Raw genomic sequence first — 19,815 nt, forward strand, 5'->3', positions numbered from 1 at the left:
AGGTTCGACGTGCCGTACCGCGGTCGTGGTACGGCACGTCGGGTCGGTCTCCACCGGGATCGGCCCGCTACGGGTTCGCGGTGGCCGATCGCGTGGTTGTCCCCGCCCCCTTGAGGCCCCTCCGGTCGACGCCCCTCCGGGCGGTCAAGGGCGCGTGATCCCCTCGGCCGCCGGCCGGCCGGGCTGGGCCGGGATGGCCGCCGTGGTCTGCGGGAGCTGTGCGTCCTCGGGGATCGACACCAGCCAGCGGGTCTCGCGGCGCGGGCGCAGGTAGAGCGCCCAGTACAGGGTGGCGACGGCGGTGATGCCGCCGGTCCACAGCAGGTAGCCCGTCTCCTGCTGGGTGAGGATGTACGCGAGGACGGCGATCAGGAGGACCGGCACCACGGGCCACAGCGGCATCCGCCAGGCGGTGGTGTGCTTGTGGGCGCCGCGGCGGCCCAGCAGGGCGGCGACCGCGACCAGCAGGTACATGCCGGTCACCGAGACGCCGGTGACGCCGTACAGGGTGTCCAGGTTGACGAAGCAGAGCAGCGCGCCCGGGACGCCGACGGCGAGCGTGGCCACCCACGGGGAGCCGAAGCGGCCGAGCTTGGAGAAGACGTTGTTGACCGGGCCGGGCCAGGCCTTGTCGCGGGCGGAGGCGAACAGGACGCGGGAGTTCTGGATGACCATGACGATGCCCGCGTTGATGATGGCGAGGGCGACGCAGAGGCTGACGAAGGTGCCGACCGCGGAGTTGGACCAGGCGGTGACCATGGAGCTGATGTCGCCGCCGGTCAGCTCCTTCAGGTCGCCGGCGCCCAGGGTGATGGCGGCGACGGGGACCAGGATGATCACGGTGGAGATGGCCAGGGTGGCGAGGACCGTGCGGGCCACGTTGCGTCGGGGGTGCTCCAGTTCCTCGGAGAGGTACACGGCGGTCGAGAAGCCCTGGGTGACGAAGAGGGCGATGGCGAGTCCGGACACGACCAGCATGGCCGTCACGGTGTCCGTGTGGCCGTGCTCGCCGGCCACCTGCATGGAGACCAGGCTGCCCACGCCGCGGTGGCTGTGGGTGAAGCCCAGCAGCGCGACGACGCCGGCGGCGATGACCTCCAGGACCAGGAAGATGCCGGTGATCCAGGCGTTGGCGCGCAGGTCGAGCAGGCCGGCCAGGGTGGCGAGCAGCATCACGCCGGCGCCGGTCATCGCGGGGTCGAGGTGCACGATCGGGGCGAGGTAGTCGGCGGTGCCCATCGCGATGACGGGCGGCACGATCATGACGACCAGCAGGGAGAGCACGAAGACCAGCCAGCCGGCGAGCCGCCCGGCCATGGTCGACACCATCGCGTACTCGCCGCCCGCGCTGGGGATGAGGGTGCCCAGTTCGGAGTAGCAGAACGCCACGGCGATACAGAGGAGGGAGCCGATGGCGATCGTCAGGGCGGTGGCGGTGCCGAGGGAGCCGAACAGGTCCGGGACGACCACGAACAGTGTCGAGGCGGGCGTGACGCAGGAGAGCGTCAGCAGGGTGCCGCCGACCACGCCGATGGAACGCTTGAGCTTCTGGGGGCTGTCAGCGGCCACGGAAGGTGCTGTGACGGCTGTCTCGACAGGGCGGAGCGTGTCGCTCATGCGGCGGTTCCGATCGACTCGTGCGACTGAGGGGGGCGGGAGCGCTATCGCCTCCGGCGGATCGTCGTACGTTCGTCTCGTCCGCTCCCGGCGCTGCCTAGAGAACCCCGACGAAAACCACCACGTCAATGGCCGTTTACCTTCGGAATCCGCAATCGTCGGGAGCGTCGAGCCGCATCACTTTCCCAGGCGATGGGAGCCGATAAGCGCATCCAGCAAGCTCATGTGGATGGTGACCTTGGTTTCAAAGGTCATATCGCTGCAATCCCTTCGTCACCCGTTTCGTCCGTCGTGAACGGGAACCGCAGCCAAGGTGACAAAAAAATGTCTGCGTGTCCGGTATCCGGACCCGTGGAGGGTCGCGTTCGTGCCGGTCCACGCGCTGCCCCGCCCGCCGCGCGCACCCGCGAACTCACCCGCGGTGACCGAGGAGCGGCGCACGCGGCGGCGTGGAACGCAGCGGTGCCCCGTCCTCTTCCGCGGAGAGGACGGGGCACCGTGCTGTGCGGCTCGGTGGCCGCTGTCGGCTCAGTGGCCGCCGTCGGCTCAGTGGTTGCGCGGGAAGCCCAGGTCGACGCCCGCCGGGGCGTCCGCCGGGTCGGGCCAGCGCGTGGTGACGACCTTGCCGCGGGTGTAGAAGTGCGTGCCGTCGTTGCCGTAGATGTGGTGGTCGCCGAAGAGGGAGTCCTTCCAGCCACCGAAGGAGTGGTAACCGACCGGGACCGGGATCGGGACGTTCACGCCGACCATGCCGGCCTCGACCTCCATCTGGAAGCGGCGGGCGGCGCCGCCGTCCCGGGTGAAGATCGCGGTGCCGTTGCCGAACGGCGAGGCGTTGATGAGGGCCAGGCCCTCCTCGTAGGTGTCGGCGCGCAGCACGCACAGCACCGGGCCGAAGATCTCGTCCTGGTAGGCCTTCGCGCCGGTCGGCACCTTGTCGAGCAGCGAGATGCCGATCCAGTGGCCGTCCTCGAAGCCCTCGACCGTGAAGCCGGTGCCGTCCAGCACGACCTCGGCGCCCTCGGCCGCGGCGCCCTCGACGTAGGAGGCCACCTTGTCCCGGTGGACCTTCGTGATGAGGGGGCCCATCTCGCTGGTCGGGTCGTTGCCCGGACCGATCTTGATCTTCTCGGCGCGCTCGCGGATCTTGTCGACCAGTTCGTCACCGACGGAGCCGACGGCGACCACCGCCGAGATGGCCATGCAACGCTCGCCCGCGGAGCCGTAGGCCGCCGAGACCGCGGCGTCGGCGGCCGCGTCCAGGTCGGCGTCCGGCAGGACCAGCATGTGGTTCTTGGCTCCGCCGAGGGCCTGCACGCGCTTGCCGTTGGCGGAGGCGGTGGTGTGGATGTAGCGGGCGATCGGGGTGGAGCCGACGAAGGAGACGGCCTTGACGTCCGGGTGCTCCAGCAGCCGGTCGACGGCCACCTTGTCGCCCTGCACGACGTTGAAGACGCCGTCCGGCAGGCCGGCCTCGGAGAGCAACTCGGCGATCTTGAGGGAGGCCGACGGGTCCTTCTCGGACGGCTTGAGGACGAAGGTGTTGCCGGTCGCGATGGCGATCGGGAACATCCACATCGGGACCATCGCCGGGAAGTTGAACGGCGTGATGCCCGCGACGACGCCGAGCGGCTGGCGCAGGGACGAGACGTCGACGCCGCTGGCCACCTGTGTGGACAGCTCGCCCTTCAGCTGCACGTTGATACCGCAGGCCAGGTCGACGATCTCCAGGCCGCGCGCGACCTCGCCGAGCGCGTCCGAGTGCACCTTGCCGTGCTCGGCGGTGATCAGCTCCGCGAGGGCGTCCCGGTTGGCGTCCAGCAGGGCCCGGAACCTGAACAGGATCGTGGTGCGCTGGGCCAGCGAGGACCGGCCCCAGGTGGTGAAGGCGTCCTTGGCCGCCGCGACGGCCGCGTCCACCTCCTCGACGGACGCGAACGCGACCTTGGTGGTGACCGCGCCGGTCGCCGGGTCGGTGACCGGCCCGTACGTGCCCGACGCGCCTTCGACGGTCTTGCCGCCGATCCAGTGGTTGACGATCTTCGTCATGCCCAGAGACTCCTTATTACAGATGGCGGCGTCGGGTCGAGACGTGCCGTTCGTACAGCTCACGGGCCTTGACCGCGGACGGTCGGGTCGCGGTCTCGGCCACAGGAACATCCCACCAGGCCTGCGCCGGAGGCGCGCCCGACACAGTGTCGGACGTTTCGGTCTCCACGTAGACACATGTGGGAGTGTCGGCGGCCCGTGCCTCGGCCAGCGCCGTGCGCAGGTCGCGCACGGTCTTCGCGCGCAGCACCCGCATGCCGAGGCTGGCCGCGTTGGCGGCGAGGTCGACGGGGAGCGGGGCGCCCGTGAGGGTCCCCTCGCCCGTCGGGTACCGGTAGGCGGTGCCGAACCGCTCCGCGCCCACCGACTCCGAGAGGCCGCCGATCGAGGCGTACCCGTGGTTCTGCACCAGCAGGACCTTGATCGCGATGCCCTCCTGGACGGCTGTCACGATCTCCGTCGGCATCATCAGATAGGTGCCGTCGCCGACCAGCGCCCACACGTTCCGCTCGGGCGCGGCGAGCTTGACGCCGATCGCGGCCGGGATCTCGTAGCCCATGCAGGAGTAGCCGTACTCCAGGTGGTACTGGTCGCGGGAGCGCGCCCGCCACAGCTTGTGCAGGTCGCCGGGGAGCGAACCGGCCGCGTTGACGATGATGTCGGACTCGTCCACCAGCGCGTCCAGGGCACCGATCACCTGCGGCTGGGACGGCCGGACGTCCGGTTCGTCCGCCTCGAAGCAGGCGTCGACGCGCTGCTCCCAGCGCTCCTTGTCCTCGGTGTACTCGGTGACGTACGCGTCGGAGACCGTGTGCCCGTGCCGCGCCAGGGCCTCGGTCAGCTCGGCCAGGCCGCTGCGGGCGTCCGCCACGAGCGGAAGCCCGGCCAGCTTGTGGCCGTCGAAGGGCGCGATGTTGAGGTTCAGGAAGCGGACGTCCGGGTTCTCGAAGAGGGTGCCGGAGGCCGTGGTGAAGTCGCTGTACCGGGTGCCGACGCCGATCACCAGGTCCGCGGTGCGGGCCAGCTCGTCGGCGGTCGCGGTGCCGGTGTGGCCGACGCCGCCGACGTCCTGCGGATGGTCGTGGCGCAGGGAGCCCTTGCCGGCCTGGGTCGAGGCGACCGGGATCCGGGTGGCCGCGGCGAACTCGGCGAGGCCCTCCTCGGCCCGGCTGTGGTGGACTCCGCCGCCCGCGATGACCAGCGGCCTGCGTGCCGCGCGGACCGCCCCGACCGCCGCGGCCAGTTCGGCGGGGTCCGCGCCCGGCCGGCGTACGGTCCACACGCGCTCGGCGAAGAACTCCTCCGGCCAGTCGAAGGCCTCGGCCTGCACGTCCTGCGGCAGCGCGAGGGTGACCGCGCCGGTCTCCACCGGGTCGGTGAGGACCCGCATGGCCTGCAGCGCGCCGGGGATCAGCTGCTCGGGGCGGGTGATGCGGTCGAAGTACCGGGAGACGGGGCGCAGGGTGTCGTTGACCGAGAGGTCGCCCGCGTAGGGCACCTCCAGCTGCTGCAGCACCGGGTCGGCGGGGCGGGTGGCGAAGACGTCGCCGGGCAGCAGCAGGACCGGCAGGTGGTTGACGGTGGCGAGGGCGGCGCCGGTGACCAGGTTGGTCGCGCCGGGGCCGATCGAGGTCGTCACCGCGTGCGCGGAGAGCCGGCCCGACTGGCGGGCGTAGCCGACGGCCGCGTGCACCATGGACTGCTCGTTGCGGCCCTGGTGGAAGGGCATGGCGTCCGCGTACTCGACCAGCGCCTGGCCGAGCCCGGCGACGTTGCCGTGGCCGAAGATGCCCCAGGTGGCGGCGATCAGCCGGCGCCGCTCGCCGTCCCGCTCGGTGTACTGGGCGGTGAGGAAGCGCAGCAGTGCCTGCGCGACCGTGAGCCTCGTCGTCGAGGTGGTCATCGGTAGCCCCCTGTGCTCTCTACGTGGTCCGGGTGGAAGCAGATCCGCCACTCCCGGGTCCCGCCCGGACCCGCCATGACGTTCAGGTAGTACATGTCGTGTCCGGGCTGGGCGATGGACGGGCCGTGCCAGCCGTCGGGGACGAGGACGGCGTCGCCGGTGCGGACCTCGGCGAGGACGTCGGATCCGCCCTCCCGCGAGGGGAACACGCGCTGGTAGCCGAGGCCGTTCGGGCCGTCGATCTCGAAGTAGTAGATCTCCTCCAGCTCGGACTCCTCGCCCGGCCGGTGCTCGTCGTGCTTGTGCGGCGGATAGGAGGACCAGTTGCCGCCCGGGGTGATCACCTCGACGGCGATGAGCTTGTCGCAGTCGAAGGCGTCCGCGGAGGCGAAGTTGCGCACCCGGCGGGCGCAGGTGCCGCTGCCGCGCAGTTCGACCGGTACCTCCGGCGCGGGGCCGTAGCGGGCGGGGAGTCGTCGCTCGCACTTCGCTCCTGCCAGGGCGAAGCGGCCTCCCGCGCCGGAGGCGATCTGGACCCGGGTGTCCCGGGGCGCGTACGCGAAGTCGGAGACGTCCGCGAACACGTTCTTCCGGCCCAGGAGTTGGAACTCTTCTTCCTCGATTCGCACGGTACATCCGCCTTCCAGCGGAAGCACGATCCATTCGCCGTCCCCGGTGGTGAACGTATGGGTACAGCCCGGGGTCAACTCGACGATCCGCAGGCTGCTGTGGGCCAGGGCGCCGCGTCCGGGGCCGATGTCGACGGCGTACCGGGCGTTCGCGGTGGCGCCCTTGCGCAGGTGCAGGTCGATGCTCGTCATGCGGCCCTCACAGCAGTCCTACGGCGGTGTCCACGGCGGCGGCCACATCGCCGTCCGCCGGGTACAGCAGCGAGCGGCCTGCCACCAGGCCGCGCACGGTGGGCAGTTGGAGCGCGCCGCGCCACTTCTCGTAGGCGGCGTCCTGGTCCCCGGGAGAGTCGCCGATGTCTCCGCCCAGCAGTACGGCGGGCAGGGTGGAGGTCTCCATGACCCGGGCCATGTCGTCGGGGTTCTCGGTGACCGGCACCTTCAGCCAGGTGTAGGCCGAGGAGCCGCCGAGACCGGAGGCGATGGCGATGGACCTGGTGACCGCTTCCGCGGACAGGTCGTTGCGCAGTCGCCCGTCGGGGGTGCGGCGGCTGATGAACGGTTCCACGAAGACCGGCAGCCGGCGTGCGGCCATGTCGTCGATGGCGCGGGCGGTGGACTCCAGGGTGGTCAGGGAGCCCGGGTCGGCGTAGTCGACGCGCAGCAGCAGTTTGCCCGCGTCGAAGCCGGCGCGCTGGATGTCCTCGGGGCGGTGGCCGGTGAACCGGTCGTCCAGCTCGAAGCTCGCGCCCTGCAGGCCGCCGCGGTTCATGGAGCCCATGACGACCTTGTGTTCGAGGGCACCGAGCAGGAGCAGGTCGTCGAGGATGTCGGCGGTGGCGAGGACGCCGTCGACGCCCGGCCGGGACAGTGCGAGGCACAGGCGTTCGAGCAGGTCGGCCCGGTTGGCCATGGCGAGCTTGCGGTCGCCGACGCCGAGGGCGCCGCGTGCGGGGTGGTCGGCGGCGACGATCATCAGCCGGCCGCTGTCGTTCAGCAGCGGCCTGCGGGCCCGGCGGGCGGCGGCCTCGGCGATCGCCTCCGGGTGGTGGGTACGGACGCCGACCAGCGCGCCGACGTCCACGCGGGGCCGCCGGGTGCCGTCGCCGCCCTCGTGGTGGGTGCCCGCGACCCTGCCCGCCCTCACAGCACCGCTCCGGCCTCGAGCGCGGCGGCCACCTCGTCGGGGGTCGGCATCGCGGAGGAGCACTCCAGACGGGAGGCCACGATGGCGCCGGCCGCGTTGGCGTGCCTCATGACCGTCTCCAGGTCCCAGCCGGCCAGCAGGCCGTGGCACAGGGAGCCGCCGAAGGCGTCGCCGGCGCCGAGTCCGTTGAGGACGGTGACGGGCAGGGGCGGCACCTCGGCGCACTCGCCCGAGGCGCTGACGGCCAGCACCCCCTTGGGCCCCTGTTTCACCACGGCGATCTCCACCCCGGCGGCCAGCAGCGCGCGGGCGGCCGCGTGGGGTTCGCGTACCCCGGTGGCGACCTCCACCTCGCCCAGGTTGCCGACGGCGACCGTGGCGTGGCGCAGGGCCTCGGTGTAGAAGGGGCGCGCGGAGCCGGGGTCGGCCCAGAACATCGGCCGCCAGTCCAGGTCGAACACCGTGGTGCCGGCCTTGGCCCGGTGGGCGAGGGCCGCGAGGGTCGCCGTACGGCTGGGGTCCTCGCTCAGGCCGGTGCCGGTGACCCAGAAGATCCGGGCGTCGCGGACGGCGCCCAGGTCCAGGTCGCGGGCGTCGATCTCCAGGTCGGGCGCCTTGGGCTGCCGGTAGAAGTAGAGCGGGAAGTCGTCCGGCGGGAAGACCTCGCAGAAGGTGACCGGGGTCGGCAGCCCGGGGACGGGGGTGACCCAGCGGTCGTCCACGCCGAAGCCGCGCAGCGCCTCGTGCAGATAGGTGCCGAACGGGTCGTCGCCGGTGCGGGTGATCACTGCGGTGTGCCGGCCGAGCCGGGCCGCGGCGACCGCGACGTTCGTGGCCGACCCGCCGAGGAACTTGCCGAAGGACGACACCCGGGCGAGCGGGACGCCGGTCTGCAGCGGGTAGAGGTCCACTCCGATCCGCCCCATGGTGATCAGGTCGTAGGCCATCGGCTTCCCTTCGTCGCGGCTCTCCCCGGCTTTCTAGTCCCGTACCGCGCACCCTGTCAATGTTTTGTCCGGACATTCGGACCAGCTGACCGGGTGTCCTCGGCCGGACCCACCGAGCCCTGCCGGGTTGCGGGCCCCGGAGTCAACGCGCCGCGCCCGCGGGCCGCGGACCGTCTTTGCGGCGGCTGTGTCACAAACACCCCCTTCGTGTCACAACTGTCGCGTGTACGCGGGTTCTCGGTCACACCCGGCCGACAGCCCCTGCCCCCTGGTCACTGTGCGTCGTTCACCGGGCACAGGCTTGGTGATCGCCAGCGAAGCGCCCGGCTCCCCCGACGACCGTCCCAGGTCGCCGCCGCGGCGCGCGCAGGGAGGTGCAACTCATGACCGACCGAAGGCTCTGGTCCTACAAGGAGATCGCGGCGCACATCAAGGTGCAGCCGGACACCGTACGGTCCTATCGCAAGCACGGGCTGCTGCCGGCGCCCGACCACGTGGAGGGCGGCAAGCCCTACTGGTACGCCGACACCGTCCGGGCCTGGGTCGCCTCCCGGCCCGGCAACCGCGGCCGCAGACAGGACTGAACGGACGGGACCGAACCCGGCCGGACGTGCCCCGGGGGGCGTCGGGACCCGCCGGACGTGACCCCGGCGGGTCTCCTGGACTGCGGACATAGGCCGCATCTGCCTAGAGTGCGGATGAATCGCCGTGTGCGGACCAGTTCGCCCAGCAGCCCGAGGACCCACGTGACGCAGTTCCCGCCGCCCGGCACGCCCAGGGCCCGCATCCCCGGCCAGCAGCAGCCCCCACCGCCGTACCCGCGCATCGGGGCCGGCCTGTGGCGACGGGGCCTGTACGGCGGGCTCGCCGCGTGGGCGCTGACCGCGGGGGCCGTGTACGCCACGCGGAGCACCGCACCGCTCCCGGCGCTGATCCTGCTCGGCGGCTTCCTGGTGCCGGTCGTCTTCGTGCTGTGGGCCTATGAGCGGCACGGCCGGGACCTGGGCGTCAGCGCCGTCCTCGGCTGCTTCCTGGCCGGCGGCGCGCTGGGGCTCGCCGGTGCCGCGCTCATGGAGGCGTACCTGCTGCGGCCCCGGCTCGGGATGTTCCTGTGGATCGCCCTCCTGGAGGAGGCGGCCAAGGCGGGAGTGCTGATGTTCGCGCTGCGCCGGCAGCCGGGCATCCGCGGGGTGCGGGCCGGACTGGTGCTCGGCGCGGCCGCCGGCCTCGGCTTCGCGGTCCCCGAGAGCGTCGCGTACGCCTTCGAAGCGGCGCTGACCACCGCGGGCACCGATCCGCGGATCCTGCTGGAGACGGAGCTGCTGCGCGGGGTACTCGCCCCCTTCGGACACGGCCTGTGGACGGCGATCACCGGGGGTGCGCTGCTGTCGCTGCGCCGGCCCGACGGGCACTTCCGGTACGCCCCGCCGCTGCTCGCCGCCTGCACGGGCGCCTGCCTGCTGCACACGCTGTGGGACTCCACGCACGGCCTGGCGATCCGGTTGGTGGCGCGCCTGACCGGCACGGGCTTCGGCCCGCAGCCGTTCGCCCAGGGCCGTCCCGGCCGGTCCGGCGCCGCGCAGGAGCACCTGTTCACGCTGTTCTCGGTCGGCGGCCTGGCCCTGGTGGCGCTGGTGGGGATCGGCTGGGTGCGGTCGCTGGCGCGCCGGGACACCCTTTGGAGAAATACCCCCTAGGGGTATACTGTGAGGACCATGGGGTTCCCTCGTGGGCCCCGCCCGCCCCACACGCCTCGACGAGGAGAACGACATGAGTGCCCAGACCGACATCCCGGGCTCCGTCACCGCCGTCTACAAGGTGACCGGCATGAGCTGCGGCCACTGCGAGGGCTCGGTCTCCGGTGAGATCTCCCAGCTCCCCGGGGTCAGCTCGGTGAAGGCCGTCGCCTCCACCGGCGAGGTGACCGTCGTCTCCGAGTCCCCGCTGGACGACGAGGCCGTGCGCGCCGCGGTCGACGAGGCCGGCTTCGAGCTGGCCGGCAAGGCCTGAGGAACCCGCTCACCTTCCCCGACCGGGCCGCGCCGACCAGCTGATACTGGCTCCGTACGGCCTGGTCCGATGTCTGGAGTCCGGACATGACCAGCACATCCGCAGACACCGTCATAGGCACGGGCCCGGCCTCCCGGGCCGAGCTGCTGATCGGCGGAATGACCTGCGCCTCCTGCGCCGCCCGGGTGGAGAAGAAGCTCAACCGGATGGAGGGCGTGAGCGCCACCGTCAACTACGCCACCGGAAAGGCGCGGGTCGCCTACGCCGACGGCGTCCAGGTCGCCGACCTGATCGCCACCGTGGTGAGGACGGGCTACACCGCCGAGGAGCCCCCGCCGCCGGAGCCGGCACCCGAGACGGCCCCGCAGGCGTCCGGGCGGGACCCGGAGACGGACGCCCTGCGCCACCGGCTGCTCGTCTCCACCCTGCTCGCCGCGCCCGTGGCCCTGCTCTCGATGATCCCCGCGCTGCAGTTCGACAACTGGCAGTGGCTCTCGCTCACGCTCGCCGCGCCCGTCGTCGTCTGGGGCGGCGCCCCCTTCCACCGGGCCGCCTGGACCAACGCCCGGCACGGCGCGGCCACCATGGACACCCTCGTCTCGGTCGGCACGCTGGCCGCGTTCGGCTGGTCGCTGTGGGCACTGTTCTTCGGCGACGCGGGCATGCCCGGCATGCACGACGAGTTCCGCCTCACCGTCTCCCGCGCGGACGGCGCCTCCACCGTCTACCTGGAGGTCGCCGCCGGGGTGGTCGCGCTGATCCTGCTCGGTCGCCATCTGGAGGCCCGCTCCAAGCGGCGCGCCGGTGCGGCCCTGAGGGCGCTGATGGAGCTGGGCGCCAAGGACGTGGCGGTGCTGCGCGACGGGCGCGAGGTGCGCGTCGCGGTGGACTCCCTCGCGGTCGGCGACCGGTTCGTCGTCCGGCCCGGTGAGAAGATCGCCACCGACGGCACCGTGGTCGACGGGGTCTCCGCGGTCGACGCGTCCATGCTGACCGGCGAATCGGTGCCGGTGGACGTCGGCCCGGGCGACCGGGTCACCGGCGCCACGGTCAACGCCGGCGGCCGGCTGGTCGTCGAGGCCACCCGGGTCGGCGCCGGCACCCGGCTCGCCCGGATGGCGAAGCTCGTGGAGGACGCGCAGAACGGCAAGGCCGGGGTGCAGCGGCTCGCGGACCGCGTCTCCGCGGTGTTCGTGCCCGTGGTCATCCTCATCGCGCTCGGCACGTTCGGTGTCTGGCTGGGCGTCACCGGGGACACCGCCGCCGCGTTCACGGCCGCCGTCGCCGTCCTGATCATCGCCTGCCCGTGCGCCCTGGGGCTCGCCACACCGACCGCCCTCATGGTCGGCACCGGCCGCGGCGCCCAGCTCGGCATTCTCATCAAGGGCCCCGAGGTCCTGGAGTCCACGCGCCGCGCCGACACCGTCGTCCTCGACAAGACCGGCACCGTCACCACCGGCTCGATGACCCTCCTGGGCGTGTACGTCGCCGAGGGCGAGGACGAGAAGGAGCTGCTGCGGCTCGCGGGCGCCCTGGAGCACGCCTCCGAGCACCCGGTCGCCCGCGCGATCGCCGCCGGTGCCGAGGAACGCGCCGGCACGCTGCCGGCGGTCGAGCACTTCGAGAACGTCCCCGGGCGGGGCGTACGGGGGCGTGTGGACGGCCGCGAGGTGGCTGTGGGGCGCCTGTTCGACGAGGTGCCGCAGGAACTGGTCCGCGCGGCCCGGGAGGCCGAGGAGCAGGGCCGTACGGCGGTGCCGGCCGGCTGGGACGGGCGGGCCCGCGGGATCCTCGCGGTCGCCGACGCCGTCAAGGAGACCAGCGCCGAGGCGGTGCGCGACCTGCGCGCCCTCGGCCTCACGCCGGTGCTGCTCACCGGTGACAACCGGACCGTCGCCGAGGCGGTCGCGCGGGCCGTCGGCATCGACGAGGTGATCGCCGAGGTGCTTCCCGAGGACAAGGTGGACGTCGTACGGCGGCTGCAGGCCGAGGGACGCGTCGTGGCGATGGTCGGCGACGGCGTCAACGACGCGGCCGCGCTCGCCACCGCCGACCTGGGCCTTGCGATGGGCACCGGCACGGACGCGGCGATCGAGGCCGGCGACCTGACCCTGGTGCGCGGCGACCTGCGCGTGGCGGCGGACGCGATCCGGCTCTCCCGGCGCACCCTCGGCACCATCAAGGGCAACCTGGCGTGGGCCTTCGGCTACAACGTGGCCGCGCTGCCCCTGGCCGCCGCCGGTCTGCTGAACCCGATGATCGCGGGCGCGGCGATGGCCTTCTCCTCGGTGTTCGTGGTGACCAACAGCCTGCGGCTGCGAACCTTCCGATGAAGTCGCCCGACATCGCCGGGTATTGGCCGGGATCGGGGCAAGAGTCCCCCTGGAGTCCGGCGCGCACCTCACATAAGCTCTTCACAAGGCTCGCGCATCATCCTTACGCTTGAGTCCCGATCGCCGTATCGGGGCTCTTGCGCACCTAAAGGACATATGCAAGAGACGCAGATCACAGTGACGCGAACGTAACCATCGAAGGGGTTCGAAGGTCTAAGTTGGCGATGTCAGACCAGCGTCTTGGGGGGCGCTGACTGGCATCTGAGGATGTCTTGGGGGACTTCCTCAGAGATGCGTTGCCGGGGCACGCACACCGGGAAGCTTTGAGCGGCCCTCCCAGCGTGCGTTGTCCCGGCAGATCGCACCGCGTCACTGGAGCACGGCGGGTTCCGCCCGTCGTGCTCAGACAGCGATTCAGGCGCTGTCCTCTCCGAGCGCCCGGCCGGATCCCGTGGGGGGAATCCGCACCGGGACATGGGAAGGCGCCCTGTTCGTCGGCCCGTGGGGGGACCGGCGTCACAGGGCGCCTTCCGCCTGTCGTTCTCTCCGCACCGCGCGCATTCCCGCACCGCGCGCCGTCGGCCCGGGGGCCGTCCCGCGCGGTCCGGCTCAGGGCCCGCCCGGGTGGACAGGCCCTGGCGGTCAGCGGGTCAGCGCTCCTCGACCGGCACGAAGTCGCGCTCGACGACACCCGTGTAGATCTGGCGCGGGCGGCCGATGCGGGATCCCGGCTCCTTGATCATCTCGGTCCACTGGGCGATCCAGCCCGGCAGCCGGCCGAGGGCGAACAGGACCGTGAACATCTCGGTCGGGAAGCCCATGGCCCGGTAGATCAGACCCGTGTAGAAGTCGACGTTCGGGTACAGCTTGCGCTCGACGAAGTAGTCGTCGGAGAGCGCGTGCTCCTCCAGCTTCAGGGCGATGTCGAGCAGCTCGTCCGACTTGCCCAGCGCGGAGAGAACGTCGTGCGCCGCAGCCTTGATGATCTTGGCGCGCGGGTCGAAGTTCTTGTAGACCCGGTGGCCGAAGCCCATCAGCCGGACGCCGTCCTCCTTGTTCTTCACCTTGCGGATGAAGGTGTCGACGTCGGAGCCGGAGTCACGGATGCCCTCGAGCATCTCCAGCACGGACTGGTTGGCGCCGCCGTGCAGCGGGCCCCACAGGGCGCTGATGCCGGCGGAGATCGACGCGAACATGTTGGCCTGCGAGGAGCCGACCAGGCGGACCGTGGAGGTCGAGCAGTTCTGCTCGTGGTCGGCGTGCAGGATCAGCAGCTTGTCCAGCGCGGAGACCACGACCGGGTCCAGCTCGTAGTCGTCCGCCGGGACCGAGAAGGTCATGCGCAGGAAGTTCTCGACGTAGCCGAGGTCGTTGCGCGGGTAGACGAACGGGTGGCCGATCGACTTCTTGTACGCGTACGCCGCGATCGTCGGGAGCTTGGCGAGCAGCCGGATCGTGGAGAGGTCGCGCTGCTTCTCGTCGAACGGGTTGTGGCTGTCCTGGTAGAAGGTGGACAGCGCCGAGACGACCGAGGACAGCATGGCCATCGGGTGGGCGTCGCGCGGGAAGCCCTTGTAGAAGTTCTTGACGTCCTCGTGCAGCAGGGTGTGCCGCGTGATGTCGTTCTTGAACGTCGTCAGCTCGTCGACGGTCGGCAGTTCGCCGTTGATCAGCAGGTACGCCACCTCGAGGAAGGTGGAGCGCTCGGCCAGCTGTTCGATGGGGTAGCCGCGGTAGCGGAGGATGCCCGCCTCGCCGTCGAGGTAGGTGACAGCGGATTTATAGGCGGCCGTGTTGCCGTAACCGCTGTCCAGCGTGACCAGACCGGTCTGGGCGCGGAGCTTCCCGATGTCGAAGCCCTTGTCGCCGACGGTGCTGTCGACCACCGGGTAGGTGTACTCACCGTCGCCGAACCGCAGTACTACAGAGTTGTCGCTCACGTCTTCCCTCACCGACGTAGTGCCTCATCTTCGAGGTGCCCTGACTGTCTCTACCATCCCCCATTTGGCTCAGGAGAGTGCACTCGGGGTCGACCATTGGGCCTATCGGCGGCACTCAGTGCCGCCAACCTGCTCATCCTGCCCCCTCCGGACGGCATCTGGAAGTGGTCTGTGACCTTTGCGACTCGTTTGATCGATCATTTTTTACGACGGCGGTCATCGCCCCTGGTCAGGGGCGCGCGGCGACCGGTCGGGAGCCGCGGAGCCTGAAGTCCAGCGCCGTGCAGCGCCGTCCCGCGGACACCGTGCGCACCGCCTGCCCGATCGCCTTGCGTGAACCGACGAGGACGACGAGCCGTTTCGCCCGGGTCACCGCCGTGTACAGCAGGTTCCGCTGGAGCATCATCCATGCACCGGTGGTGACGGGAATCACCACGGCGGGATATTCGCTGCCCTGGGAGCGGTGGATGGTCACCGCGTACGCGTGTGCCAGTTCGTCCAGTTCGTCGAACTCGTAGGGCACCTCCTCGTCCTCGTCCGTCAGCACCATCAGACGCTGGTCCACCGGATCGAGCGAGGTGACGACGCCCACGGTGCCGTTGAAGACCCCGTTCGCCCCCTTGTCGTAATTGTTGCGAATCTGGGTCACCTTGTCGCCGACCCGGAAGACCCGGCCGCCGAACCGCTTCTCCGGCAGGTCCGGCCGGCCGGGCGTGATGGCCTGCTGCAGCAGGCCGTTGAGGTGGCCGGCGCCCGCCGGTCCCCGGTGCATCGGCGCGAGCACCTGCACGTCGCGCCGGGGGTCGAGCCCGAACCTGGCCGGAATCCGGCGGGCGGCCACGTCCACGGTGAGCCGCCCGGCCTCCTCGGTCTCGTCCTCGACGAAGAGGAAGAAGTCCCTCATGCCGTCGGTGAGCGGGTGCTGCCCGGCGTTGATCCGGTGCGCGTTGGTCACCACACCGGACTGCTGGGCCTGCCGGAACACGCGGGTGAGCCGCACGGCGGGCACCGGGCCGCCGTCGGCGAGCAGATCCCGCAGCACCTCCCCCGCGCCCACGCTCGGCAACTGGTCCACGTCCCCCACGAACAGCAGGTGCGCTCCCGGCGGCACCGCCTTCACCAGCTTGTTGGCCAGCAGCAGGTCCAGCATCGAGGCCTCGTCCACGACCACCAGGTCGGCGTCCAGCGGGCGGTCCTTGTCGTAGGCCGCGTCACCGCCGGGCTTCAGCTCCAGCAGCCGGTGGACGGTGGACGCCTCGGCGCCGGTCAGCTCCGCCAGCCGCTTGGCCGCGCGGCCGGTCGGGGCGGCGAGCACCACCTTGGCGCGCTTGGCGCGGGCCAGCTCGACGATCGAGCGGACCGTGAAGGACTTGCCGCAACCGGGTCCGCCGGTCAGCACGGCGACCTTCTCGGTCAGCGCGAGCTTCACCGCGGCCTCCTGCTCGGGCGCGAGCTCCGTCCCCGTACGGCCCTTGAGCCAGTCCAGCGCCTTCTCCCAGTCGACGTCCCCGAAGGCGGGCATCCGGTCCTCGTCCGTCCGCAGCAGCCGCAACAGCTGCGAGGACAGGGACAGCTCCGCCCGGTGGAAGGGCACCAGATAGACCGCGCTGACGGGCTCCGGGTCGCCGTCGGGCCCGGGCACCCGCTCCCGTACGACCCCCGGGTCCGCGCCGTCCTCCGGCGCGCGGGCCAGCTCCGCGAGGCACTCGATGACCAGCCCCGTGTCGACCTGGAGGAGCTTGACCGCGTCGGCGATCAGCCGCTCCTCCGGCAGGAAGCAGTGCCCCTGGTCCGCGGACTGCGACAGGGCGTACTGCAGGCCGGCCTTCACGCGCGCGGGGCTGTCGTGCGGGATGCCGACGGACCGGGCGATCTTGTCGGCGGTGAGGAAGCCGATGCCCCAGACGTCGGAGGCGAGCCGGTACGGCTCCTCCTTCACGACGGAGATCGACGCGTCACTGTACTTCTTGTAGATCCGCACGGCGATGGAGGTGGACACCTCGACGGTCTGGAGGAAGAGCATGACCTCCTTGATCGCCTTCTGCTCCTCCCAGGCGTCGGCGATCTTCTTCGTCCGCTTCGGTCCGAGGCCGGGCACCTCGATCAGCCGCCCGGGCTCCTCCTCGACGATCCTGAGCGTGTCCAGCCCGAAGTGCCGGGTGATCCGGTCGGCGAAGACGGGGCCGATGCCCTTGACCAGCCCGGAACCGAGATAGCGCCGGATGCCCTGGACGGTGGCGGGCAGCACGGTCGTGTAGTTCTCCACGTGGAACTGCTTGCCGTACTGCGGGTGCGAGCCCCAGCGGCCCTCCATCCGCAGGGACTCCCCCACCTGGGCGCCGAGCAGCGCCCCGACCACCGTGAGGAGGTCGCCCGCGCCTCTTCCGGTGTCGACCCGGGCGACCGTGTAGCCGTTCTCCTCGTTGGCGTACGTCACCCGCTCCAGCACGCCTTCGAGCACGGCGAGCCGCCGCTCCGCCGTGGCGTTCCCCGCCTGCTCTGCCATGATCCGACGGTACCCGGGCGGTGTGACAGCGGGCGCTGTCACCGTAGCGGCCCGTGGACGACGGCTGCGGTCCCTCCCCGGAGTTCCCCGCCCGCATCGAGTCCGCCGCGGACGCGCCCTACCGCGCGCGCCGGACGGAGGGGGGCGTCGAGCCGACCGTGGACGTCCAAGCCCCGCAGCGGCGCGAGCCGTTGACCCGTTACCGGGACGGGCAGGTGCACACCGGGCAGCGGTGAGCCGGTGGGCCCCGCCACGTCACCGGCCCCAGTACTTCCTCAACTGGCCCTCCATGAACGGATGCGGACTCGCGCTCACTTCACCGGCGAAGGGGTAGTCGAGGACAAGGACGAGGGTGAGGCTCAGGCCTACCAGCAACGCGATCGACCCGACGAAAAGGAGCTGCACCTTGAGGTTCTCCACGCCGTAGAGCAAGGTGACCAGCATGACGACCAGCGCTCCCCCGTAGGTGAGGACCTGCAGGAGACCGGGCAATTGCTGCGTCGCCGCCAGGATGCGGGTTCTGCGCTGCGCGGTGATGTCGTTCAGCCGCTTGACCGACTCGTCGTAGAAGGCCTGTTCGGAAACGCTTTTGGGATTGTAGTCCTGGAGGACTCCATACAATGCCTCCAGCTTGCCCGATGTCGCGCTGAGGCTGTTCTTTCCGTCGCGCATCAGAGGCCACGCATCCTCTACGACGGCATGGACGTAGCCTCCGATCGCTCCGTCCAGCTTTTTCTGCACGTCGTCCGGAAACGAATGCGCGTTGCGGGAAATCACAGCGAGGTCGGTGGCTTCCGAGGTCACCACCGCTTGAACCTGCTCGAGTTCGGTCCACAGGGTCACGATGACGAAAGCAAGGACGATTCCGTAGATGGCCCCGAACAGTTCGAGTACCGTGCGGGACACGTCATTGGTCACGCCGTTGATCAACGCGGGGAAAACGCGGCGGGTCACCAGGCAGGCGACGAGCGAGAAAACGACAACGCCTCCGACGATGAGGATCGCGAGGCTGGCCGTATTCAGGTGGTTGAGCAGCCAAAGTCCCACGCAGGCGACTCTAGCATGCGCGACCGTCTATTCCTGATTCCCGATGACGATTCCATATCCCGTCGACCCGACCCTCGTTTTCGGCACATCGCCCCTTTCCGACCCGGCTCGCACGCCGTGCAGTCGGAATGACCGGTCGGCGAATCCAAGGGGGTTTCCCAGCTGCTTCGCCGGCCGGTGGACGAAGTCACGCGACCGGTCCGTTTCGAGCGATACCGCGCAAGGTGACGGGGTCCGCCTCACTTCTTCTTCCGGTGCTTCTTCCCAGCCTTCTCCTCGGCCTTACCCTGCGGCTTCCCGGCCTTACCGGGCTTGCCGGCTTTCCCGGACGTGCCCGGCTTCGCCCCGGGCCGGGCGGACGTCCCCATGAGCCGGCCGCCCGGTGGGCCACCGGCCGCGGAGTGCGGGGGTACGGCCGGCGTGCCGGTGTTCGGCTTACGGCTCGGGGTGACGGAGGCCGGGTCCGCGCCGCGTTCGAGGGCGGCGTCGCGGAGCCGTACGACGGAGGTGCCGCGGGTGGGGGACGCCGGAGCCGTGGATCGCGGCTCGCTCCCGGCGGAGGACTCGTCCGGGTGCTCGGCCCGCGCGGAAGGGGTGCCGGGGCCCCCGGTCGTTCCGGCACCGCCTCCCTGATGGGAGAAGCCGTCGGAGACGGTGAACGCGGCGGCCGTGACGGCGGCGAACACGGCCACTGCGCCGGTCACCGCCCGCCGCCCCCGTGCGGGCGCGGCACCCTTCCGGCTGGGCGCGGCCTCGGACCGGGGCGGCGAATGGCGGTGCGTGACGTCGGCCCTCGCCGGTGCCTCGCCGGGCACCATGCTCGTGACCTCGGCCGGGAACATGACGGACCGCGAGTCCTCCGTGCCGGCGAGGGCGCTCAGTGACCCGGCGCAGTCGCGTGCCGACGGCCGCGTCTCCTCCTCCAGCGCCGTCATGTCCCGCAGCAGGGCGGCGAGTTCGTCCGGCACGGAGCCGGGCGGCTCGGGCGGGCGGTGGAGTCGCGCGATCGCGGCCTCCAGGAGGCCTCCGTCGTATTCGAGTCTGCCCGTGAGGCATTCGAGAAGGACCAGCCCGAGGGCGTAGACGTCGGCGGGCGGGCCGACGGGGCGGCCGAGCACCTGCTCGGGGGAGAGGTAGGCGGCGGTGCCGACGAGGGTGCCGGTGGCGGTGCGGGTGGTGGAGTCGAGCAGCCGGGAGATGCCGAAATCGGTCAGGTGGGGCCGACCGGACGCGTCCAGGAGGATGTTCGAGGGTTTCACGTCGCGGTGGACGACCCCTGCCTCGTGGGCGTGGGACAGGGCCAGGGCTAGGTCGGCACCGAGCGCGGCGGTCTCGGCGGGGGCCAGGGGGCCCGCGGCGATGCGCTTCCTCAGCGTGGGACCTTCGACCAGCTGCATGACCAGGTAGGCGCGGCCGTTGTGCCGTCCGGCGTCGTAGACGGTGACCAGCCCGGGATGGTGCAGCCGGGCCAGGATCACCGCCTCGTTGTCGAGCCGGTCCTCCGTGTCGATGTCGGCGTCGGCACGGAAGACCTTGACCGCAACCGGCCGTTTCAGACGCAGGTCGTAGCCCCGGTGGACGTCGCCCGCGCCACCCGAACCGATGACCGCGTCCAGACGGTACCGGCCGCCCAGCACCTCCGTTGCACACCGGGACAGCGCCAGGGCCGGCCGGCTGAGCCTCATGT

At 71.3% G+C, this 19,815-nt stretch carries 15 protein-coding genes; 5 read left to right on the forward strand and 10 right to left on the reverse strand.

Going from position 1 to position 19,815, the window contains the following annotated elements; genetic code table 11:
• Positions 1-144 precede the first annotated feature (144 nt).
• The 6 genes from ABVB68_RS20490 to iolC all read right to left on the reverse strand — a co-directional run bounded on the left by ABVB68_RS20490 (position 145) and on the right by iolC (position 8,292).
• Positions 145-1,617, reverse strand: a complete 1,473-nt coding sequence (locus tag ABVB68_RS20490) for an APC family permease (RefSeq protein ID WP_353602519.1) — start codon at positions 1,615-1,617, stop codon at positions 145-147.
• 546 nt (positions 1,618-2,163) lie between these two features.
• On the reverse strand, positions 2,164-3,666 hold the full coding sequence (gene mmsA, locus ABVB68_RS20495; protein ID WP_353602520.1) for a CoA-acylating methylmalonate-semialdehyde dehydrogenase: 1,503 nt from the start codon (positions 3,664-3,666) through the stop codon (positions 2,164-2,166).
• 16 nt (positions 3,667-3,682) lie between these two features.
• Positions 3,683-5,569: a 3D-(3,5/4)-trihydroxycyclohexane-1,2-dione acylhydrolase (decyclizing) gene (iolD, locus tag ABVB68_RS20500; RefSeq protein ID WP_353602521.1), complete on the reverse strand. Its 1,887-nt coding sequence runs from the start codon at positions 5,567-5,569 to the stop codon at positions 3,683-3,685.
• Entirely contained in the window at positions 5,566-6,390 is an 825-nt protein-coding gene (gene iolB / locus ABVB68_RS20505; protein WP_353602522.1) for a 5-deoxy-glucuronate isomerase, read from the reverse strand. Before iolB ends, iolD begins: the two co-directional genes overlap by 4 nt.
• A 7-nt stretch (positions 6,391-6,397) precedes the next feature.
• Complete coding sequence (locus tag ABVB68_RS20510; RefSeq protein ID WP_503006207.1) at positions 6,398-7,282, reverse strand: Cgl0159 family (beta/alpha)8-fold protein; 885 nt, start codon at positions 7,280-7,282, stop codon at positions 6,398-6,400.
• Between the two features lie 59 nt (positions 7,283-7,341).
• Entirely contained in the window at positions 7,342-8,292 is a 951-nt protein-coding gene (gene iolC / locus ABVB68_RS20515) for a 5-dehydro-2-deoxygluconokinase (protein ID WP_353602524.1), read from the reverse strand.
• A 383-nt stretch (positions 8,293-8,675) separates the two neighbouring features.
• Here iolC and ABVB68_RS20520 point away from each other — a divergent pair, with 383 nt between their 5' ends.
• The 4 genes from ABVB68_RS20520 (at position 8,676) to ABVB68_RS20535 (ending at position 12,635) form a co-directional block, all read left to right on the forward strand.
• Positions 8,676-8,876 carry a helix-turn-helix transcriptional regulator gene (locus ABVB68_RS20520; protein WP_353602525.1) on the forward strand — a complete coding sequence of 67 codons (201 nt, stop codon included), beginning with the start codon at positions 8,676-8,678 and terminating at the stop codon, positions 8,874-8,876.
• Between the two features lie 162 nt (positions 8,877-9,038).
• Positions 9,039-9,989, forward strand: coding sequence for a PrsW family glutamic-type intramembrane protease (locus tag ABVB68_RS20525; protein ID WP_353602526.1), 951 nt, complete (start codon positions 9,039-9,041; stop codon positions 9,987-9,989).
• A gap of 73 nt (positions 9,990-10,062) precedes the next feature.
• Complete coding sequence (locus ABVB68_RS20530) at positions 10,063-10,302, forward strand: heavy-metal-associated domain-containing protein (RefSeq protein ID WP_353602527.1); 240 nt, start codon at positions 10,063-10,065, stop codon at positions 10,300-10,302.
• An 86-nt stretch (positions 10,303-10,388) separates the two neighbouring features.
• Positions 10,389-12,635, forward strand: coding sequence for a heavy metal translocating P-type ATPase (locus ABVB68_RS20535; RefSeq protein ID WP_353602528.1), 2,247 nt, complete (start codon positions 10,389-10,391; stop codon positions 12,633-12,635).
• A 650-nt stretch (positions 12,636-13,285) separates the two neighbouring features.
• Here ABVB68_RS20535 and ABVB68_RS20540 read toward each other — a convergent pair.
• Both ABVB68_RS20540 and recD2 read right to left on the reverse strand, forming a co-directional pair.
• Positions 13,286-14,575 carry a citrate synthase gene (locus ABVB68_RS20540; protein ID WP_353602529.1) on the reverse strand — a complete coding sequence of 430 codons (1,290 nt, stop codon included), beginning with the start codon at positions 14,573-14,575 and terminating at the stop codon, positions 13,286-13,288.
• Between the two features lie 229 nt (positions 14,576-14,804).
• Positions 14,805-17,081 carry an SF1B family DNA helicase RecD2 gene (gene recD2, locus ABVB68_RS20545; RefSeq protein ID WP_353602530.1) on the reverse strand — a complete coding sequence of 759 codons (2,277 nt, stop codon included), beginning with the start codon at positions 17,079-17,081 and terminating at the stop codon, positions 14,805-14,807.
• Between the two features lie 53 nt (positions 17,082-17,134).
• On the opposite strand from recD2, the gene ABVB68_RS20550 reads away from it, so the two are divergent.
• Positions 17,135-17,317 (forward strand): hypothetical protein, encoded by a 183-nt coding sequence (locus tag ABVB68_RS20550; RefSeq protein WP_353602531.1) that lies wholly within the window; start codon positions 17,135-17,137, stop codon positions 17,315-17,317.
• A 19-nt stretch (positions 17,318-17,336) separates the two neighbouring features.
• On the opposite strand, the gene ABVB68_RS20555 is transcribed toward ABVB68_RS20550, so the two are convergent.
• Together ABVB68_RS20555 and ABVB68_RS20560 are read right to left on the reverse strand one after the other, a co-directional pair.
• Complete coding sequence (locus tag ABVB68_RS20555) at positions 17,337-18,128, reverse strand: bestrophin-like domain (RefSeq protein ID WP_353602532.1); 792 nt, start codon at positions 18,126-18,128, stop codon at positions 17,337-17,339.
• A 239-nt stretch (positions 18,129-18,367) separates the two neighbouring features.
• Positions 18,368-19,813 carry a serine/threonine-protein kinase gene (locus tag ABVB68_RS20560; RefSeq protein ID WP_353602533.1) on the reverse strand — a complete coding sequence of 482 codons (1,446 nt, stop codon included), beginning with the start codon at positions 19,811-19,813 and terminating at the stop codon, positions 18,368-18,370.
• Between the last annotated feature and the right edge of the window lie 2 nt (positions 19,814-19,815).

The sequence above is a fragment of the Streptomyces sp. NPDC096012 genome (assembly GCF_040426375.1).
Classification (GTDB): domain Bacteria; phylum Actinomycetota; class Actinomycetes; order Streptomycetales; family Streptomycetaceae; genus Streptomyces.